The organism is Caulobacter sp. SRI_014 (genome assembly GCF_057586315.1).
This window is the reverse complement of the sequence record NZ_JBYCZQ010000003.1, coordinates 214,034-231,475: the sequence shown is the minus strand read 5'-3', so window position 1 is coordinate 231,475 and position 17,442 is coordinate 214,034. Positions and strand designations below refer to the sequence as shown.

Sequence of the window (17,442 nt, the reverse complement as noted above, 5' to 3'; positions counted from 1 at the left end):
CGCAGGCCCGGCGGCTGCGATCACGGCTATTTGCCGGTGTGGTTGGCCGCCAGGTAGATGCCGTCGTTGGACAGGAAGACGTAGAGCGCCCGCTTGGCCGGATCCTTGGCGGCCGGATTGCGGAAGGTCACCACCCACTCCAGCCCGCCGCTGTCGCCTTCGCGGAGGTCGGCGCTGGCCGGCGCCAGGCCGCGCCAGCTGGGTTCCAGGAGGTCGCGTGCGATCATGGTGTCGCGAATGGTCCTGGCCTTGGCCTCGGCGTTGGCCTGGGGAATGGTCACCGTCTCCTCGTCGTGGCCGGGATGGGCCAGGACTGGCCAGGCGGGGGCGACGAGGCCGATGGCGAGCGCGGCGGCGAGCGGCAGGATGCGTTTCATCTAAAGATACTCCTAGAGGCCCGGCTCTGGGGCCATGAGACTGTCGTGGCTGCGGGCGGCTTTGGCGGCCTTCTCGGCCCTGGCCTTTTCCGCCTCGTGCGAATGGTAGTGGGCGTCCTCGTTGAAGCCGAGCTCGTCCGGATAGCGGTTATGCAGCCAGCCGTGCAGCTGGAACAGCAACAGCAGGACCCCGGCGACAACAAGGCCGGCGTTGGCCAGCTTCGAGAACAGCGGGAACCAGGGGGTGCGCCGCATCAGGGCCAGCACGGCGACCATCACCACCAGGGCGGCGATCTGGCCAAGCTCGACCCCGACGTTGAAGGCCAGGATGCTGACTACCAGCCCGTCCTTGGGCAGGGGCAGTTCCTGCAGCCGGGTCGAGAGCCCGAACCCGTGAATCAGGCCGAAGCCCAGCACCATGACCAGAAGGTTCGGCGGCTCCACGGCCAGCGTCTTGCGGAAGCCATCGAGATTGTCGAACCCCTTGTAGATCACCGAGACGGCGATCACCGCGTCGATCAGGAAGGGATCGGCCTTGATCCCCAGCAAGGTCGCGCCCAGCAGGGTGACGCAGTGGCCGATGGTGAAGGCGGTGACGAACGTCGCGATCTGTCCGAACCGCGTCAGGAAGAACATCACCCCGAACAGGAACAGCAGGTGGTCGTAGCCGGTGACCATATGGACCGCGCCCGACCGCATGTAGTCGAGCGGCCCGCCGTTGATCAGCCGCTGGACTTCCTCGTCCGGAACCCCGTGGGCGGCGGCCGTCGCCGACCACAGCACACTGCCCAGCATGCAGAGGCCGCCGATCCAGAGCGGCAGGCGCGAGCGGTCAGGCATTCGGTTCAAGCGGCGGTCCTCCGGGTCACAGGTATTTGGCGATCTGGCCGAGGCTGGCCAGCTTGTCACGGCTTTCGCGGGGCAGGGGGCCGACGATGGCCTCCAGGTGATGCTCGATGTGATCGGCGATGATGGCCGCCTTGGCCTTCTCCAGCGCCCCGATCACCGCCTGCATCTGCTGCACGACCTCCAGACTGTCGCGGTCCTCCTCGATCATCCTGACGATGGTCGCCAGATGGCCCTGGGCCCGCTTCAGCCGATTCTGCAGGCTCTTGTCGTGAGTGTGCATCCCGCTCTCCTAGTGCGCCCCGCCGAGCGCCAGATAGCCATTCACCGCCATGTAGGCCCCGATCAACAGGATAATGCCGCCCGACACGTAGGGAGCCTTGCGGACGATCTCGCCAAAGCCGTTCCAGCGGCGCGACACATGCCGGACGCTGATCGCCGCAAGCACCCCGGACGCCACCATGGTCAGGGCCAGGCCGATGCTGAAGCACAGCACCAGCACCGCCCCCAGGGTGAAGGCCTTCAGCTGCAGGCAGAGCAGCAGGACGGTGATGGCGCCGGGGCAGGGGATCAGCCCGCCGGTCAGTCCGAACAGCACGATCTGGCCGGTTGTCACCGGTCGGCCCTCGAACCGGCGGCGAATGTCGATGGCGTGGGCCAGCTCATGCGCGTCCTGATAGCCGTCAGCTTTGATCAGGCCCTCGGGGCCGGCCTTGTGATCGTGGTGATGATCGTGGCCGTGGTCGTGGTCGTGATCGTGCCCACGCCTGTGCTCGTGGTGATGATGCGCCGCCGCCTGCTTCTGGTCCTCCCGCGTCCGCCACAGCATCCACAGGGCCATGCCGATGATGACCGCGCTGGAAACCAGCTGCAGCCAGGGTTCCAGGGTCTCGCTGTCGATACCGCGCCACAGATTGAGGCCGCCCAGGGCGATGACCCAGACGATCAAGGTGTGGGACAGGGTGGCGCACAGGCCCAGCAGCACCGCCTGCTTCACCGTCCCCCGGATGGCGATGATGAAGGCGGCCATCATCGTCTTCGAATGGCCGGGCTCCAGCCCATGCAACGCCCCCAGGAGAATGGCGCTGGGGATGAAGAGCCAGGCGTGTGCCGCGCCCTGGGCCAGCAGATCGGTGAAGGAAGTCATTAGCCCCGTCCTATCCTCCAGGGGAGGATAGGACAAGTCGTTGGCCTATCGGTCTTCAATCAGCATGGCCGCGCCCCTCTCGGCCATCATCAGGGTCGGGGAGTTGGTGTTGCCGCTGACGATGCGCGGCATGGCCGACGCATCCACCACCCGAAGCCCGCCGATCCCGCGCACCCGCATCCGCGCGTCAAGCACGGCCAAGGGGTCGCCGTCCGACCCCATGGCCGCCGTGCCGACCGGGTGGAAGATGGTCGTGCCCAGAGCCTGGGCCGCCGCCAGCAGGTCGGCGTCCGAGGTCTTCTCCGCGCCCGGCCGGTATTCCTCGGGCCGGTATTTCGCCAGCGGCGCCTGGCCGACAATGGTCCGCACCAGACGCAGGGACTCGATAGCCACCTGCCGGTCCTCGTCGGTGGACAGATAGCCCGGCGCGATGCGCGGCGCGGCGTCCGGGTCTGGAGAGGTGACGTGAACCTCGCCCCGGCTGGTCGGGCGCAGGTTGCAGACGCTGGCCGTGAAGGCCCCGAACGGGTGCATCCCGTCGCCCCATTTGTCGAGCGACAGGGGCTGGAAATGGAACTGCAGGTTGGCGGTGGCGTAGCGGGGGTTCGACTTGGCGAACAGTCCGACCTGCGACGGCGCCATGGTCAGCGGCCCGCGCCGGAACAGGGCGTAGTCGATGCCCATCATCCCGCGTCGCAGCAGGTTGGCGTAATCGGTGTTGAGGGTCCGCACGCTGCTGACCTTGAATACGGGGCGGATCTGCAGATGGTCCTGCAGGTTGGCGCCGACTCCGGGCGCCGCATGGACGACCTCGAGCCCCGCCGCCTGCAGCCGCGCCGGATCGCCGATCCCCGACCGCTGCAGGATGGCCGGTGAGCCGATGGCCCCGGCGGCGAGGACGACCTCGCCCCGGGCCCGCGCCGTTACCGTCCTGCCTTGCTGACGAAAGACGACGCCAACCGCCCGGCCGTCCTGGACGAGCACCCGGTCGACGGTGACGCCGGTCTCCAGGTTCAGGTTCGGCCGCTTCAGCACAGGTTTGAGGAAGGCGGTCGCGGCGCTGACCCGCAGGCCGCGCCGCTGGTTGACCTGGAAGTAGGAAGAGCCGGCGTTGTCGCCGGTGTTGAAGTCATCGACCTTGGGATGGCCCGCCGCCGCCGCCGCCTCGCGGATGGCGTCGAGGATCTCCCAGCCGATGCGCGGATACTCCACCCGCCATTCGCCGCCTGAGCGGTGCTGATCGTTGGGCGGGGCGACATGGTCCTCGTGCTTGAGGAAGGCCGGCAGCACGTCCTCCCAGCCCCAGCCTTCGAGGCCCAGCTGGCGCCAGCCGTCATAGTCGGCCGCCTGGCCGCGCATGTAGATCATGGCGTTGATCGCCGACGAACCGCCCAGCACCTTGCCCCGCGCATAGGCCAGGGCTCGGCCGCCCAGGCCCTCTTCGGCGGCGGTCTCGAACATCCAGTCCGAGCGCGGATTGCCGATGGCGAACAGATAGCCGGCCGGAATGTGCAGCCAGACCCAGTTGTCCTTGGCCCCGGCCTCGAGGATCAGCACCTTGCGGGCCGGGTCTGCCGACAGCCGATTGGCCAGCAGGCAGCCGGCCGACCCGGCGCCTACGATGATGTCATCCCAAATCTGGCTTGAGTCCCCGCTCATGGCCTCGATCCTAGAGTGCGCCGCCCGCCGGCCCAAGCCTCTGGCCTTCCGCAACGGGACCACCGCATAACCCGCCTCGAAGCATCCGAAGGACCCCGCTATGATCGACATGACCCGAGGCCAGCGCGAGACCGAACTCGCCGCCCGCGTTGACGCCTTCATCCGCGACGAGGTCATCCCCTTCGAGACCGACCCGCGCGTCGAACACCACGGCCCGACCGACGACCTGTGCAAGGAGCTCAAGGCCAAGGCCCGGGCGCGCGGCCTGCTGTCGCCCCATGTCGGCGTCGAGTACGGTGGCCATGGCCTCAATCATCGCGAGATCGCCACCGTCTTCCGCGCCGCCGGCTACAGCCTGCTGGGCCCCGTCGCCCTCAACATCATGGCTCCCGACGAGGGCAACATGGCCATGCTGGAGAAGATCGGCACGCCGGCCCAGAAGGACCGGCATCTGCGCCCGCTGGCGGCCGGCGACATCCGCTCGGCCTTCCTGATGACCGAGCCGGACGGCGGCGCCGGCTCCGATCCCGGCATGATGAAGACCACCGCCGTGCTTGACGGCAACCACTGGCGGATCAACGGCCGCAAGACCTTCATCACCGGCGCCGACGGGGCCAGCGTCGGCATCGTCATGGCCCGCACCGAGCATGGCGCCACCATGTTCCTGGCCGACATGAAGGACCCGGCGATCAGGATCGAGCGGGTGCTGGACACCATCGACCGCACCATGCCCGGCGGCCATTCGGTGATCTCCATCACCGACCTGCGGGTCAGCCCCGACAACATCCTCGGCCAGGTCGACGAGGGATTCAAATACGCCCAGGTGCGCCTGGCGCCGGCCCGCCTGACCCACTGCATGCGCTGGTGGGGCGCGGCCAGACGGGCTCACGACATCGCCGTCAACTACGCCATGCACCGCCAGGCCTTCGGCAAGGCCCTGATCGACCACGAGGGCGTCGGCTTCATGCTGGCCGACAACGAGCTGGACCTGAAGTCGTCGGAGCTGATGATCGACTGGTGCGCCTTCGTCCTCGACAACGCCGGCCATGGCGCCGGCGGACCCGAGTCCAGCATGGCCAAGGTGTCGGTGTCGGAGGCCCTGTTCCGCGTCGCCGACCGCTGTGTGCAGATCCTCGGCGGCACGGGCGTGAGCGACGACACCCCGGTGCACCAGATCTTCCGCGATATCCGCGCCTTCCGCATCTACGACGGCCCCTCCGAGGTGCACCGCTGGTCGATCGCCAAGCGGATCAAGCGCGAGAACCGCGCTTGACGTAACGGCGGCCCGGGTTTCGAATGTCGGGTACGCTCCGCCAGAGAGCCCCCTAGAGTGTCTTGGGAGAAACCCATGCCCTACGTCGAAGGCCAGACCGTCCACGACGCCGACGCCCACGTCATGGAACTGCCCGGGACCATCGAGCGGTACATCGATCCCAAGTATCGCGATGCCCTGACCGCCAGACTGCGCAAGAAGGGCGACGGTTTCGCCGACGAGGCCCGCGCCCTGCAGGCGCAGCCTGAGTTCCGCGCCGGGGCCGACGAGGCCCTGCTGCTGCGCAAGAACTACCAGGCCATGGGGGCCTTCGATAACGCCGACCGGCCGCGCGCCGTCGATCTGCTGGGCTTCGCCAGCCAGCTGATCTTCTCCACCGCCGGCCTGTTCCTGTTCACCCTGGAGCACGGCGACGATCCGGCCCTCGCGATCGAGGCGGCCCGGGCCCACAACCGCATGATGATCGACTACTGCCAGGTCGACCGCCGCCTGCTGCCCACCGCCTACATCCCCCTGGTCGACCGGGCGCGCGCCGTGGAGGTGGCCCGCGAGGCCATCGAAATGGGCGCCAAGGGCCTGATGATCCCCAGCCGGGTCCCGAAGGATCACGCCCCGAGCCATTCGGACTTCGACCCCCTGTGGGCGCTCGCCCAGGAGGCCTGCCTGCCGATCCTGTTCCACGTCGGCGGCGAGCTGAAGACCGACCCGGCCTACTTCAACAACGGCGGGCCGCAGGTCCTCGACTTCCACGGCGGGGCCGAGAACTTCACCTCGGTCAGCTTCATGTCGATCCCGGTGGCCATCTGGCAGACCCTGCCGGTGCTGGTCTTCGACGGCGTCTTCGACCGCTTCCCGAACCTCAAGTTCGGGGCAATCGAGCTTGGCGCCGGCTGGGTCCCCAGCCTGCTGCAGTTCATGGACTCGGCCGCACTGGCCTTCCACCGCGAGGAGCGGATTCAGAAGCTGTCGGCCAGGCCGAGCGAAATCCTCCAGCGCCAGTTCTTCGCCACCCCCTACCCGCACGAGAACGTCGGCTGGATCATCCAGAACGGCTGCGAGGACATCGCCCTGTTCTCATCCGACTACCCGCACGTCGAAGGCGGCCGCAATCCGCTCAAGCGGTTCAACGAAAGCCTGGAGGGCGTCTCGGCGACCGCCCGCGGGAAGTTCTTCCGCGACAACTTCATCCGCCTCATGGGCAGGGGTCTGGCGGACGATCTGCACGACATTCCGGGCCTCGTCGCCGCCTAAGGGTCTTGCCCTCCCTAGCGGCGCCCCTGCACAAAGCGCCAAACCGACACGGGAGACGACCATGACCTTCAAGCCCTTCGACCTGACCGGCAAGGTCGCCCTCGTTACCGGCGGCAACGGCGGCATCGGTCTTGGCATGGCCGAGGGTCTGGCCGCCGCCGGCGCCGACGTCGTCATCTGGGGCCAGAACCCCGACAAGAACGCCAGGGCCGAGGCGGCGCTGAAGGCCTACGGGACCCGGGTCATGGTCCGCGCCGTCGACGTCGCCAACGAACAGGCCATCGTCGATGGCGTCGCCGAGGCGCTGCATGAGATGGGCCGGCTCGATTTCGTGGCCGCCAATGCCGGGGTCGGCAAGGGGGCGGCCTTCACCGAGATGACCACCGAGAACTGGCGCCGGGTCACCACCGTCAACCTCGACGCCGTCTTCTGGACCTTCCGCGAGGCCGCCAAGCACATGGTCGAGCGGGCGGGGGCCGGCGATCCGGGCGGCAGCCTGCTGGTCACCTCCTCGACGTCGGCCATCCACGGCGCCCCGCGCAACCAGGCCTACGCCTCGTCCAAGGCCGCCGTCCAGGCGATGATCCGCGGCCTCGCCGTCGAGTTCGCCCGCTACGGCATCCGCGCCAACGCCGTGCTGCCGGGCTGGATCCGTTCGGACATGACCGCCGGCGCCCAGGCCAACGACAAGTTCAACGACAAGGTCATCAGCCGCGTGCCGATGCGCCGCTGGGGCGACCCGGAGGACTTCGCGGGCCTGGCCGTCTACCTGGCCTCCGACGCCAGCCGTTTCCACACCGGCGACAGCATGGTTATCGACGGCGGCTACACGATCTTCTAGCACTGGCCGGAACACCCGACGTTTGCAGCCGAGGTCCCGCATGGCCAGTCTCCCGTCCCGTTTCCTGTCGGCTGTCGAGCGCATCGGCAACCGGCTGCCGGATCCGGTCTTCCTGTTCCTCTGGCTGATCGGCGGGCTGGTCATCCTCAGCATCGTCGGCTCCAGCCTCGGCTGGCAGGCGGTCAACCCGGTGACCAACGAGGTGATGAAGGCCAAGAGCCTGCTGTCGCCGGAGAACCTCGAGAAGCTGCTGCTCGGCATGCCCAAGACCCTGGCGGAGTTTCCGCCCTTGGGCATCGTCATCACCATCATCTTCGGCGCGTCGGTGGCCGAGCGGACCGGCCTGTTCATCACCGCCATCCGCGGCGCCCTGCTCAGCGCCCCGCGCTTCATCCTGACCCCCGCCGTGGTCGTCACCGGCATGGTCTCGCACCATGCCTCCGACGCGTCCTACGTGGTGGTCATCCCGTTGGCGGCGGTGATCTTCGCCGCCGTCGGGCGCCATCCGCTGGCCGGCCTCGCGGCCGGCTTCGCGGCGGTGTCGGGCGGCTACGCGGGCAACATCTTCCCCGGCGCTTCGGACGCCCTGATCCTCGGCATCACCCAGCCGGCGGCCCAGCTGATCGACCCCGGCTACACGGTCAATATCGCCGGCAACTGGTTCTTCATCCTGGGGGTGGTGATCGTCTTCACCCCCATCGTCTGGTTCCTCACCGACCGGGTGATCGAGCCCCGGCTCGGGCCCTGGATTCCGACGGGCGAAGTGGCCCCGCCGGCCCCCGAGGAGAAGCAGGCCCTCACCGCCGACCAGAAGCGCGGCCTGATCTGGGCCGGTCTCGTCATCCTGGCCATGGTCGGGCTGTGGACCGCGATCGCCCTCTTCCCCGGCTCGCCCTTCGTCGATCCGGACGCCGAGCCGGAGCAGCGGTTCAACCCGCTGTTCAAGTCGCTGATCGCCTTCTTCGCCATCACCTTCTTCACCGCCGGCGCCGCCTACGGCGTGGGGGCGAAGACCATCCAGAGCCACCACGATCTGGTCCGGATGATGCGCGAGGGCATCGTGCAGATGGCCCCCTATGTCGTGCTGGCCTTCTTCGCCGCCCACTTCGTGGCCATGTTCAACTGGTCGGGCCTGGGGCCGCTGCTGGCCATCAACGGGGCCGCGGCGCTCAAGGACCTGCCGCTGCCGGCCCCGCTGCTGCTGATCGCCGTGGTGCTGCTCAGCTGCTTCTTCGACCTCTTCATCGGCTCGGCCTCGGCCAAGTGGTCGGCGCTGGCGCCGATCGTGGTGCCGATGTTCATGCTGCTCGGCATCTCGCCGGAGATGACCACCGCCGCCTACCGGATGGGCGACTCGGTGACCAACATCGCCACCCCGCTGATGAGCTACTTCCCGCTGATCCTGACCTTCGCCCAGCGCTGGGACCCCAAGTTCGGCCTCGGCTCCCTGATGGCCACCATGCTGCCCTACGCCGGGGTGTTCCTCATCGCCGGCCTGCTGATGGTCGCCGCCTGGGTGACCTTCGACCTGCCGCTCGGCCCGGGCGTCGGGGTCCACTATCAACCCTCCGCCCCCGCCGCGGCGCCCGCCGCCCCCTGATCCCCGCGCCTGACCCATCGAGAGCCATCGTGACCCAGTCCTTCCCCGAAATCCGTGAAGCCGTCGCCAAACTCTGCGCCGGCTTCCCCGGGTCCTACTGGCAGGCGCTGGACCGCGACCGCACCTATCCGACCGAGTTCGTCACCACCCTGACAGAGGCCGGCTTCCTGTCGGTGCTGATCCCGGAGGAGTACGGCGGCTCGGGCCTCGGCCTCGGCGCGGCGACGGCGGTGCTCGAGGAAATCCACCGGTCAGGCTGCAACGGCGGCGCCTGTCACGCCCAGATGTACACCATGGGCACCATCCTTAGGCACGGCACGCCGGCCCAGAAGGAAAAGTACCTGCCGGCCATCGCCTCGGGCGAGCTGCGCCTCCAGGCCTTTGGCGTCACCGAACCGACCAGCGGCACCGACACCACCCGCCTGCGCACCTTCGCCAAACGGGTGGGGGACAGGTACGTCGTCAACGGCCAGAAGATCTGGATCTCCAGAGCCGAACACAGCGACCTTATGGTCCTCCTCGTGCGCACCACCCCCCGCGAGGAGGTGACCAAGACCTCCGACGGCATGAGCGTCCTGCTCGTCGACATGCGCGAGGCGGTGAACAACGGCCTGACCATCCGGCCGATCCGCACCATGCTCAACCACGCCACCACCGAGCTGTTCTTCGACAACCTGGAAGTCCCGGTGGAGAACCTGATCGGGAGTGAGGGCAAGGGCTTCAAATACATCCTCGACGGCATGAACGCCGAGCGCATCCTGATCGCGTCCGAGTGCATCGGGGACGGCAAGTTCTTCATCGACCGCGCCTCCGCCTACGCCAAGGAACGCGAGGTCTTCGGCCGGCCCATCGGCCAGAACCAGGGCATCCAGTTCCCCATCGCCCGCGCCCACGTCCAGGTCACCGCCGCCTCGCTGATGGTCGACAAGGCCGCCAACCTGTTCGACGCGGATGAGCCCTGCGGCACCGAAGCCAACATGGCCAAGATGCTGGCCTCCGAGGCCAGCTGGTACGCCGCCGACATGTGCGTCCAGACCCACGGCGGCTTCGGATTCGCCGAAGAGTACGACATCGAGCGCAAGTTCCGCGAAACCCGCCTCTACCAGGTGGCCCCGATCAGCACGAACCTGATCCTCAGCCACGTCGGGACGCACGTGCTGGGGCTGCCCAAGAGCTTCTGAGGCCTCGCGGCCGCCCGGGGACATGTTGAGGATCAACCTGTCCCCACGTCCTCTTTCCCATTCCGCATCCCGAACCGAAGGGGGACAGGTTGACGCTCAACATGTCGCCAACGCCCCTCAAACGCTCGTTCTGAAAAACGTTCACGCTCGTGAGAGTGAACGTTGACAGCTGGGCGAACCTCGTTGCATCGTCCACCCAACGGCCCCGCATCAAGACGGGCGCCGAAGGGAGGGAATGATGAAGCGTTACCTGCTCGCGACGGCGTGCCTCGTCGCCATGTGCGCCGCCACGCCGGCGCTCAGCCAGACTCAAGACAAGGCCCCGGCTGCTGAAACGGACGTCGACGAAGTCATCATCTCGGCGACCCGCCGCGACGAAAACATCCAGGACGTCCCGATCAGCGTCACCGCCTACCAGCAGGAAGAACTGACCGCCAAGGGCGTCGTCGGCTACGAGGGCCTGGCGATCGAGACCCCCGGCATCGTGCTCAACCGGCCGACCGCCAACTTCAACAACTTCACCGCTCGCGGCGTCGCCACCAACGGCTACGGCGCCAACCTGCAGGGCACGGTCGCGGTCTACATCGACGAACTGCCGATCTCGACCATCGGCAACTCGACCAACATCGACCCCACCCTGTTCGACGTCGAGCGGGTCGAGTTCCTGCGCGGGCCGCAGGGCACCCTGTTCGGCTCCGGCTCGCTGGCCGGCGCCCTGCGCATCCTGACCAAGCGGCCGGACCTCAACGAATTCGATGTGGCGGCCCTCGTCGACCTCGGCCAGACCGACGGCGATGGCCTGCGCCAGCGCTACAACCTGATGGTCAACGCGCCCCTGATCAAGGACACCCTGGGCCTGCGCGTCGTCGGCTTCTATCGCGACGAGGAAGGCTGGGTCGACAACATCGGCACCGGCAAGGAGAACTCCAACAGCCTCGTCAACTGGGGCGGCCGGGTGAACCTGTTGTGGGAACCGACCGACCGCCTGTCGGTCAAGCTGCTGGCATCCTATGAGAAGTCGAACCCCGAGGACTCCAGCCTGATCAACCCGGCCCTCGGCTGGGATAAGCGCCGCTCGGACCGGCCCGACCTCTTCGTCGGCAAGCTGACCACCTACAACCTGACCGTCGACTACCAGTTCGACGGCGCCAAGCTGACCAGCTCGACCACCCAGTCGCAGTTCGACCAGAAGTTCTTCGTCGACCTGGCCGGCACCTTCGGCGGCGCCATCGCCTTCGGCCTCGACGCGCTCGGCTACATGGACACCTTCGTCGAGGAGGCCCGGCTGGTCTCCGATCCCGGCGGCAAGTGGGACTGGTCGGTCGGCGCCTTCTACCTCGATCGCCGGCTGGACGTGGACTACCTCTACCGCTCGCGGCCCGACTTCCTGCTCGTCCGTGGCATCACCGGCCTGACCGACGAGTATTACCAGAAGCAGTACGTCCACATTAACAGCCACGAAAAGGCGCTGTTCGGCGAGCTGACCTACCGCTTCACCGACGACTTCTGGGTCACCGGCGGTATGCGCTACGGCTCGGTCGACGCCCAGGGCTTCACCGAGGGCGGCTACAATTCCAACTACCTGATCAACGCCCTGTTCTTCATCCCGGGCCCGCTGACCATCACCACCATCCCCAAGGCCACCGGCCGCAAGGTCGAGGCCACCGACGCCTCCTACAAGTTCAGCGTCTCCTGGCGGCCCGTGCCGACCATGACCACCTACTTCACCTACTCGACGGGCTTCCGCACCCCGGTGGTCAACGCCTTCGCCGGCCGGCCCAGCCTGATCGACCCCACCGACATCATCATCCCCAGCGGCGCCGACTCCGACGACCTGACCAACTACGAGCTGGGCCTGAAGGGCCGCTGGTTCGACGGCCGGCTCTACGCCAACCTGGCCCTCTACTACATCGACTGGCAGAACATTCAGGTCCAGGCCAACCGCGTCTCCGACTCGGTGCAGTTCGCCACCAACATCGGCGGCGCGGTCTCCAAGGGCTTCGAGTGGGAAATCCTCGCCATCCCGGTCGAGGGCCTGACGCTCGGCCTCACCGGCTCGGTCAACGAGGCCAGGGTCACCGACCTGACGCCGGCGGAGGCGGCCATCTCCGGCGCCGAACAGGACTCGCGCCTGTCGTTCCCGCGCTTCCAGATGTCGGCCTCCGTCGCCTACCGCTGGCAGATCGCCGACAACGTCGAGGGCAGCGTCTCCATGGTCTACGCCCATGTCGGCTCGTTCCCGGGTTCGTTCCCCAACACCCCCGGCAAGCCGACCGTGCCCAGCCCCGTCTACGACAAGACCGACAGCTGGGATGTCGTCAACGGCGCCTTCGCGGTCAACTTCAACAAGGTCACCGTCGGCGCCTACGTCGAGAACCTGTTCGACGACCACGCCATCACCTACGTCCACCCCGAAGCCTTCCTGGATGGCCGCTACGCGACCCAGCGCCCGCGCACGGTCGGCGTGCGGGTGAGCTTCGACTTCTAGGATGGCCGGGACTCCTCCCCAAAGTCCTGCAAGCAGGGCGGCGGGCGCCCTCCTCTCAAAGGGAGCGGCGCCCGCCGGACCCGGCGCCGCCAAGGCTAGCGCAAGAGCCTGGTTCACCCTTGGCGTGCTGTGCTTCGTCTATGTGCTCAACTTCCTGGACCGGCAGCTGCTGTCGATCCTGGCCAAGCCGATCCAGGACGAGTTGCAGATCTCCGACGGCCAGATCGGCCTGATCACCGGCCTGTATTTCGCGATCTTCTACTGCACCATCTCGATCCCGGTCGGCTGGCTGGCCGACCGCACCAACCGGGTCAAGCTGGTCGCCGTCGCCTGCGGCCTGTGGAGCGCCGCCACCGTCGCCTGCGGGGTGGCGTCCAACTATCCCCAGCTGGTCGTCGCCCGCATGGCCGTCGGGGTGGGGGAGGCCGGAGGGGTGCCGCCGTCTTACGCCATCATCAGCGACTATTTCGGCCCCGGCACGCGGGGCACGGCGCTTGGCCTGTTCAATGTCGGGCCGGCCATCGGCCAGATGCTAGGCGTCGCCTTCGGGGCCTCCATCGCCGCCGCCTATGACTGGCGCAGCGCCTTCGTGGCCGTCGGCGCGGTCGGCGTGGCCACGGCGGTCATGGTCTTCTTCGCGGTCAAGGAACCCAAGCGCGGCGGCCTCGACCAGACTGCACCGGAAACGACCGCCCAGCCCCGGGAATCCTTCCTGACCACCTGCGCCATGTTCTTCTCGCGCCCGGTCCTGCGGCTGACCGCCATGGCCGGCGGCGCGACCCAGTTCGTCACCTATGCCCTGCTCAACTTCGCCACCCTGTTCCTGATGCGGGAAAAGGGCATGACGCTGCAGCAGGTCGCCCTCTGGTACGCCCTCGTCATCGGCATCGCCGGCGGCGGCGGCATCTTCGCGGCCGGCCGCCTCGCCGACTGGCTCGTCCCGAAGACCAAGCGGGCCTACGCTTGGCTGCCTGCGGTTTCCCTCACCCTGGCAGTCCCTTTCTACATCGGCTTCGTCTGGGCCCCGACCTGGCAGCTGTCGCTGCTGTTCCTGATCGTCCCGATGTTCCTCAACTACTTCTACCTGTCGCCCTCGGTGGCGCTGGTCCAGGAAGAGGTCAAACCGCACCAGCGCGTCCTCTCCGGCGCCCTGCTGCTGCTGGTCATGAACCTGGTCGGCCTCGGGCTTGGTCCGACCTACCTCGGCGCGGCCAGCGACTGGTTCAAGGCCATCTCCCCCGACCACTCCCTGCAGCTGGCCCTCTACACCCTGGCGCCCTTCTACCTCCTGGCGGTGATCCTCTACCTGTTCCTCGGCCGCGCGCTTGGGCGGGAAGAGGCGGCAGCCAAGGGAGCGGTCGAATGACTGCCTCCACAATCAGGTCTGTCATCCCGGGCGCCCGCAGGGCGACCCGGGACCCAGGGGCGGCCAGTCGTGCCGGTGGCTCCTGGGTCCCGGCTCTCCGCTTCGCTGCGGCCGGGATGACAGGATTTGTTCTGTTGGGGATTGTGCTGGCGCTCGTCGCCATCCGCCCAGCCCACGCCGCCACCGGCCCCGTCATCACCGCCCCCGCCGGCGCCGTCCGCGGCGTCACCGCCGACGGCATCGACAGCTTCCGGAACCTGCCCTTCGCCGGTCCCCCCACCGGCCAGAACCGCTGGAAACCCCCGACCCCCGCCCCGACCTGGCCTGGCATCCGCGACGCCACCGCCTTTGGCCCCGCCTGCATCCAGCCGCCGGCCCTGCCGGGCAGCATCTATTCCGAGGATCTCAAGGCCTTCAGCGAGGACTGCCTCTCCCTCAACATCTGGAAACCCCAAGGCGCCTCGCAAGAGAACGCCGCCAAGGCCCCCGTCGTCGTCTGGATCCACGGCGGCTCCCTGGTCAGCGGCGGCGCCCGCTCGGGCCTGTACGACGGCGCCCTGCTGGCCAGACGCGGCGTCATGGTCGTCTCGATCAACTACCGCCTGGGCGTCCTCGGCTACCTCGCCCACCCCGACCTGTCGGCGGAATCCCCCGACGGCGTATCCGGCAACTACGGCCTGCTCGACCAGATCGCCGCCCTCGAATGGGTCCGGCGCAACATCGCCGCCTTCGGGGGCGATCCGGACAACGTCACCGTCGCCGGGGAGTCGGCGGGCGGCCTCTCGATCCTCTATCTGATGACCGCGCCCAAGGCCCGGGGCCTGTTCCACAAGGCGATCATCCAGAGCGCCTACATGATCTCGACCCCCTCCCTGAAGGAGGCCCGCCACGGCGAACTGGCGGCCGAAACCATCGGGACCAACCTGGAATCGAAGATCGGCGTCAAAGGCCTCGTGCGCCTGCGCGCCATGGACCCCACCGACCTGACCTGGAAGGCGGTTCTGGCCGGCTATCCCCCGTTCGGCAACATCGACGGCAAGGTGCTGCCCAAACAGCTGGTCGACGTCTTCGACGCCGGCGAACAGGCGCCCGTCCCCGTCCTTGTCGGCTTCAACAGCGGTGAAATCCGCTCCCTGCGCTTCCTTGCCCCCAAGCCGCCGGCCAGCGCGGCCGTCTACGAGGCGACCATCCGCGAACGCTACGGCCCCCACGCCGAGGCCTTCCTGAAGCTCTACCCCTCCAGCGACATGCAGGAGAGCATCTACGCCTACGTCCGCGACACCATCTACGGCTGGACCGCCGAGCGGGTCGCGGCCAAACAGACCGCCGCCGGCCAACCCGCTTACCTCTACCTGTTCGACCACGGCTACCCTGACGCCGACAGCCGCGGCCTGCACGCCTTCCACGCCGCCGAGATTCCCTACTTCTTCGGCGCCTCAGACCGCTTTCCGACCGCCTGGCCGAAGATGCCCGGGACGCCGGAAGAGGCCGCCTTCGGCAACGCCCTGGCCGGCCAGTGGGTCAGCTTCATCCGGACCGGCGACCCCGGCCAGGGCTGGAACGCCTACGGCTCGGCGCGCAACTACATAGCCTATGAAGACCAGCCCAGGCCCAGGGCCGGCCTGATGCCGGGCATGTACGCCCTGCATGAGGACGTCATCCTGCGCCGCCGCGCCGTCGGGACCATCCCCTGGAACTGGAACCACGGCCTGCTGTCGCCGCCGCTGCCCCTGAAAGCCCAAGAAATGCCTGGTGCTCAACGCCAATGATTGACGGAGCCATGCAGTCCTATGCGCTGACCCTCGACAAGGTTCTGACGCACGCCGAGAAGTGGCATCCCCGCGCCGAGGTCGTCACCGCCCGTGAAGGCGGCCTGCGCGACCGCGTCACCTATGCCGATCTGGCCGACCGCAGCCGCCGCGTCTCCGGTGTCCTGCGGAACCTGGGGGCAGGGCAGGGGGATCGCGTCGCCACCCTGGCCTGGAACAGCCAGCGCCACATGGAGGCCTGGTACGCCATCATGGGCATGGGCGCGGTCTGCCACACCCTGAACCCGCGCCTGCACCCCGACCAGATCGCCTGGATGCTGGGCCGCTCCGGCGCCCGGATCATCGTGGTCAGCGCCGACCTCCTGCCACTGGCCCGCCAGATCGCCGAGCAAGCAGGCGGCGTCGAACGCCTGCTGGTCATCGACGGCCAGGCGCAGGAGAGCGCTGCGGGCCGCCCGGCCGTCCAGCAGCTCGAACCCCTGCTCGAAGCCTGCCAGGACCGCCCGGCTTGGGGCCAGTTCGCCGAAACCAGCCCCTGCGGCCTCTGCTTCACCTCGGGCACCACCGGCGCCCCCAAGGGCGTGACCTTCACCCATCGGTCCAGCTTCCTGCACGCCCAGCGGCTGCTGCAGGTCGACGCCATGGCCGTGTCCTGCGCCGACAGCGTGCTGGCCGTGGTGCCGATGTTCCACGCCAACGCCTGGGGCCTGCCCTTCGCCGCGCCCGCCGCCGGGGCCAGGCTGGTCCTGCCCGGCCGCCACAATGACGGCGAGAGCCTTAGCCATCTGATCCGCGCCGAGGGGGTGACCACCGCCGTCGGCGTGCCCACCGTCTGGCTCGGCCTGCTTGAGCATCTGGAAGCCACTAAAACCGAGGTCCCGACCCTCAAGCGCATCGTTGTCGGCGGCGCCCCCATGCCCGCCGCCCTGATGGAGCGGCTGGAGAGCCGACTCGGCGTCAAGGTCCAGACCACCTGGGGCATGACCGAGCTGTCGCCGTCCGGCACCGTCACTCCGATCAGCGACCCGGTGCGGCCCGCCGGCAATTCCGGCAAGCCGACGCTGGGCGTCGACCTCCTGATCACCGATCCGGAAGGCCGGCCGCTGCCCGAACAGCGCAACACCGAGGGCAGCCTGCGGGTCCGCGGGGCGGCTGTGGTCGAGCGCTACTTCGGCGAGACCACCACCGCGCTCGACGCCGACGGCTGGTTCGATACCGGGGATCTGGCCCGCATCGACGACGAGGGAAACCTGGTGATCACGGGCCGCGCCAAGGACCTGATCAAGTCCGGCGGCGAATGGATCAACCCGGTCGAGATCGAAACCGTCGTCAGCGCCCTGCCGCAGGTTTCGCTGGCTGCGGTGATCGGCCGCGCCGACGCCAAATGGGGCGAGCGGCCGCTGCTGCTGGTGGAGTTGCGCGGCGCCGGCGAGGTGTCGGATGAGGCGCTTCTCGCCCCGTTGAAGGGCAAGGTGGCCCCCTGGTGGATCCCGGACGGCATTGTCCGCCTGCCCAGCATGCCCTTGGCGGCGACGGGCAAGATCGACAAAATCCGGTTGCGCAGCGAATACGGCCGGGCGGCGCCTTGACGCTCGCCGGGTCAGTCCTGAAAGAGTACCGCGTGCCCCAAGCCCAGACATCGCC

14 protein-coding genes are annotated in these 17,442 nt (G+C 68.2%); 9 read left to right on the top strand and 5 right to left on the bottom strand.

Going from position 1 to position 17,442, the window contains the following annotated elements:
- Positions 1–26 precede the first annotated feature (26 nt).
- From AC2YG9_RS09770 to AC2YG9_RS09750, 5 genes are read right to left on the bottom strand one after another with little or no spacing between them, the layout of a single operon-like run.
- The gene (locus tag AC2YG9_RS09770) at positions 27–377 is read right to left on the bottom strand and encodes a DUF6488 family protein (protein WP_487297769.1); all 351 of its coding nucleotides are present in this window, start codon (positions 375–377) and stop codon (positions 27–29) included.
- Between the two features lie 12 nt (positions 378–389).
- Positions 390–1,217 (bottom strand): HupE/UreJ family protein, encoded by an 828-nt coding sequence (locus AC2YG9_RS09765; RefSeq protein WP_487297768.1) that lies wholly within the window; start codon positions 1,215–1,217, stop codon positions 390–392.
- A 25-nt stretch (positions 1,218–1,242) separates the two neighbouring features.
- Positions 1,243–1,506: a metal-sensing transcriptional repressor gene (locus AC2YG9_RS09760; RefSeq protein ID WP_487297767.1), complete on the bottom strand. Its 264-nt coding sequence runs from the start codon at positions 1,504–1,506 to the stop codon at positions 1,243–1,245.
- A gap of 9 nt (positions 1,507–1,515) precedes the next feature.
- Positions 1,516–2,370 carry a nickel/cobalt efflux transporter gene (locus AC2YG9_RS09755; protein WP_487297766.1) on the bottom strand — a complete coding sequence of 285 codons (855 nt, stop codon included), beginning with the start codon at positions 2,368–2,370 and terminating at the stop codon, positions 1,516–1,518.
- A gap of 45 nt (positions 2,371–2,415) precedes the next feature.
- Entirely contained in the window at positions 2,416–4,029 is a 1,614-nt protein-coding gene (locus AC2YG9_RS09750) for a GMC family oxidoreductase (protein WP_487297765.1), read from the bottom strand.
- Positions 4,030–4,129: 100 nt separating this feature from the next.
- Between AC2YG9_RS09750 and AC2YG9_RS09745 the strand changes: the two genes are divergently transcribed.
- The 9 genes from AC2YG9_RS09745 (at position 4,130) to AC2YG9_RS09705 (ending at position 17,387) form a co-directional block, all read left to right on the top strand.
- A complete protein-coding gene (locus tag AC2YG9_RS09745; RefSeq protein WP_487297764.1) occupies positions 4,130–5,302 on the top strand; it encodes an acyl-CoA dehydrogenase family protein in 1,173 nt (390 codons plus the stop codon).
- 75 nt (positions 5,303–5,377) lie between these two features.
- Positions 5,378–6,553, top strand: coding sequence for an amidohydrolase family protein (locus AC2YG9_RS09740; protein WP_487297763.1), 1,176 nt, complete (start codon positions 5,378–5,380; stop codon positions 6,551–6,553).
- A gap of 61 nt (positions 6,554–6,614) precedes the next feature.
- Complete coding sequence (locus AC2YG9_RS09735) at positions 6,615–7,394, top strand: SDR family NAD(P)-dependent oxidoreductase (RefSeq protein ID WP_487297762.1); 780 nt, start codon at positions 6,615–6,617, stop codon at positions 7,392–7,394.
- Positions 7,395–7,434: 40 nt separating this feature from the next.
- Positions 7,435–8,994 (top strand): AbgT family transporter, encoded by a 1,560-nt coding sequence (locus tag AC2YG9_RS09730; protein ID WP_487297761.1) that lies wholly within the window; start codon positions 7,435–7,437, stop codon positions 8,992–8,994.
- 29 nt (positions 8,995–9,023) lie between these two features.
- Positions 9,024–10,175 carry an acyl-CoA dehydrogenase family protein gene (locus AC2YG9_RS09725; RefSeq protein WP_487297760.1) on the top strand — a complete coding sequence of 384 codons (1,152 nt, stop codon included), beginning with the start codon at positions 9,024–9,026 and terminating at the stop codon, positions 10,173–10,175.
- 238 nt (positions 10,176–10,413) lie between these two features.
- On the top strand, positions 10,414–12,663 hold the full coding sequence (locus AC2YG9_RS09720) for a TonB-dependent receptor (RefSeq protein WP_487297759.1): 2,250 nt from the start codon (positions 10,414–10,416) through the stop codon (positions 12,661–12,663).
- A 124-nt stretch (positions 12,664–12,787) separates the two neighbouring features.
- Positions 12,788–14,029: a spinster family MFS transporter gene (locus tag AC2YG9_RS09715; RefSeq protein WP_487297758.1), complete on the top strand. Its 1,242-nt coding sequence runs from the start codon at positions 12,788–12,790 to the stop codon at positions 14,027–14,029.
- A gap of 143 nt (positions 14,030–14,172) precedes the next feature.
- On the top strand, positions 14,173–15,798 hold the full coding sequence (locus AC2YG9_RS09710; protein ID WP_487297990.1) for a carboxylesterase/lipase family protein: 1,626 nt from the start codon (positions 14,173–14,175) through the stop codon (positions 15,796–15,798).
- The gene (locus AC2YG9_RS09705) at positions 15,795–17,387 is read left to right on the top strand and encodes a long-chain-fatty-acid--CoA ligase (protein ID WP_487297757.1); all 1,593 of its coding nucleotides are present in this window, start codon (positions 15,795–15,797) and stop codon (positions 17,385–17,387) included. The genes AC2YG9_RS09710 and AC2YG9_RS09705 overlap by 4 nt, the downstream gene beginning before the upstream one ends.
- Positions 17,388–17,442 lie beyond the last annotated feature (55 nt).

Coding starts and splice junctions, on each gene's coding strand:
- AC2YG9_RS09765 (WP_487297768.1), bottom strand. CDS start 1,217: ATGCCTGACCGCTCGCGCCTGCCGCTCTGGATCGGCGGCCTCTGCATG.
- AC2YG9_RS09720 (WP_487297759.1), top strand. CDS start 10,414: ATGAAGCGTTACCTGCTCGCGACGGCGTGCCTCGTCGCCATGTGCGCC.
- AC2YG9_RS09755 (WP_487297766.1), bottom strand. CDS start 2,370: ATGACTTCCTTCACCGATCTGCTGGCCCAGGGCGCGGCACACGCCTGG.
- AC2YG9_RS09740 (WP_487297763.1), top strand. CDS start 5,378: ATGCCCTACGTCGAAGGCCAGACCGTCCACGACGCCGACGCCCACGTC.
- AC2YG9_RS09705 (WP_487297757.1), top strand. CDS start 15,795: ATGATTGACGGAGCCATGCAGTCCTATGCGCTGACCCTCGACAAGGTT.
- AC2YG9_RS09750 (WP_487297765.1), bottom strand. CDS start 4,029: ATGAGCGGGGACTCAAGCCAGATTTGGGATGACATCATCGTAGGCGCC.
- AC2YG9_RS09770 (WP_487297769.1), bottom strand. CDS start 377: ATGAAACGCATCCTGCCGCTCGCCGCCGCGCTCGCCATCGGCCTCGTC.
- AC2YG9_RS09735 (WP_487297762.1), top strand. CDS start 6,615: ATGACCTTCAAGCCCTTCGACCTGACCGGCAAGGTCGCCCTCGTTACC.
- AC2YG9_RS09730 (WP_487297761.1), top strand. CDS start 7,435: ATGGCCAGTCTCCCGTCCCGTTTCCTGTCGGCTGTCGAGCGCATCGGC.
- AC2YG9_RS09760 (WP_487297767.1), bottom strand. CDS start 1,506: ATGCACACTCACGACAAGAGCCTGCAGAATCGGCTGAAGCGGGCCCAG.
- AC2YG9_RS09745 (WP_487297764.1), top strand. CDS start 4,130: ATGATCGACATGACCCGAGGCCAGCGCGAGACCGAACTCGCCGCCCGC.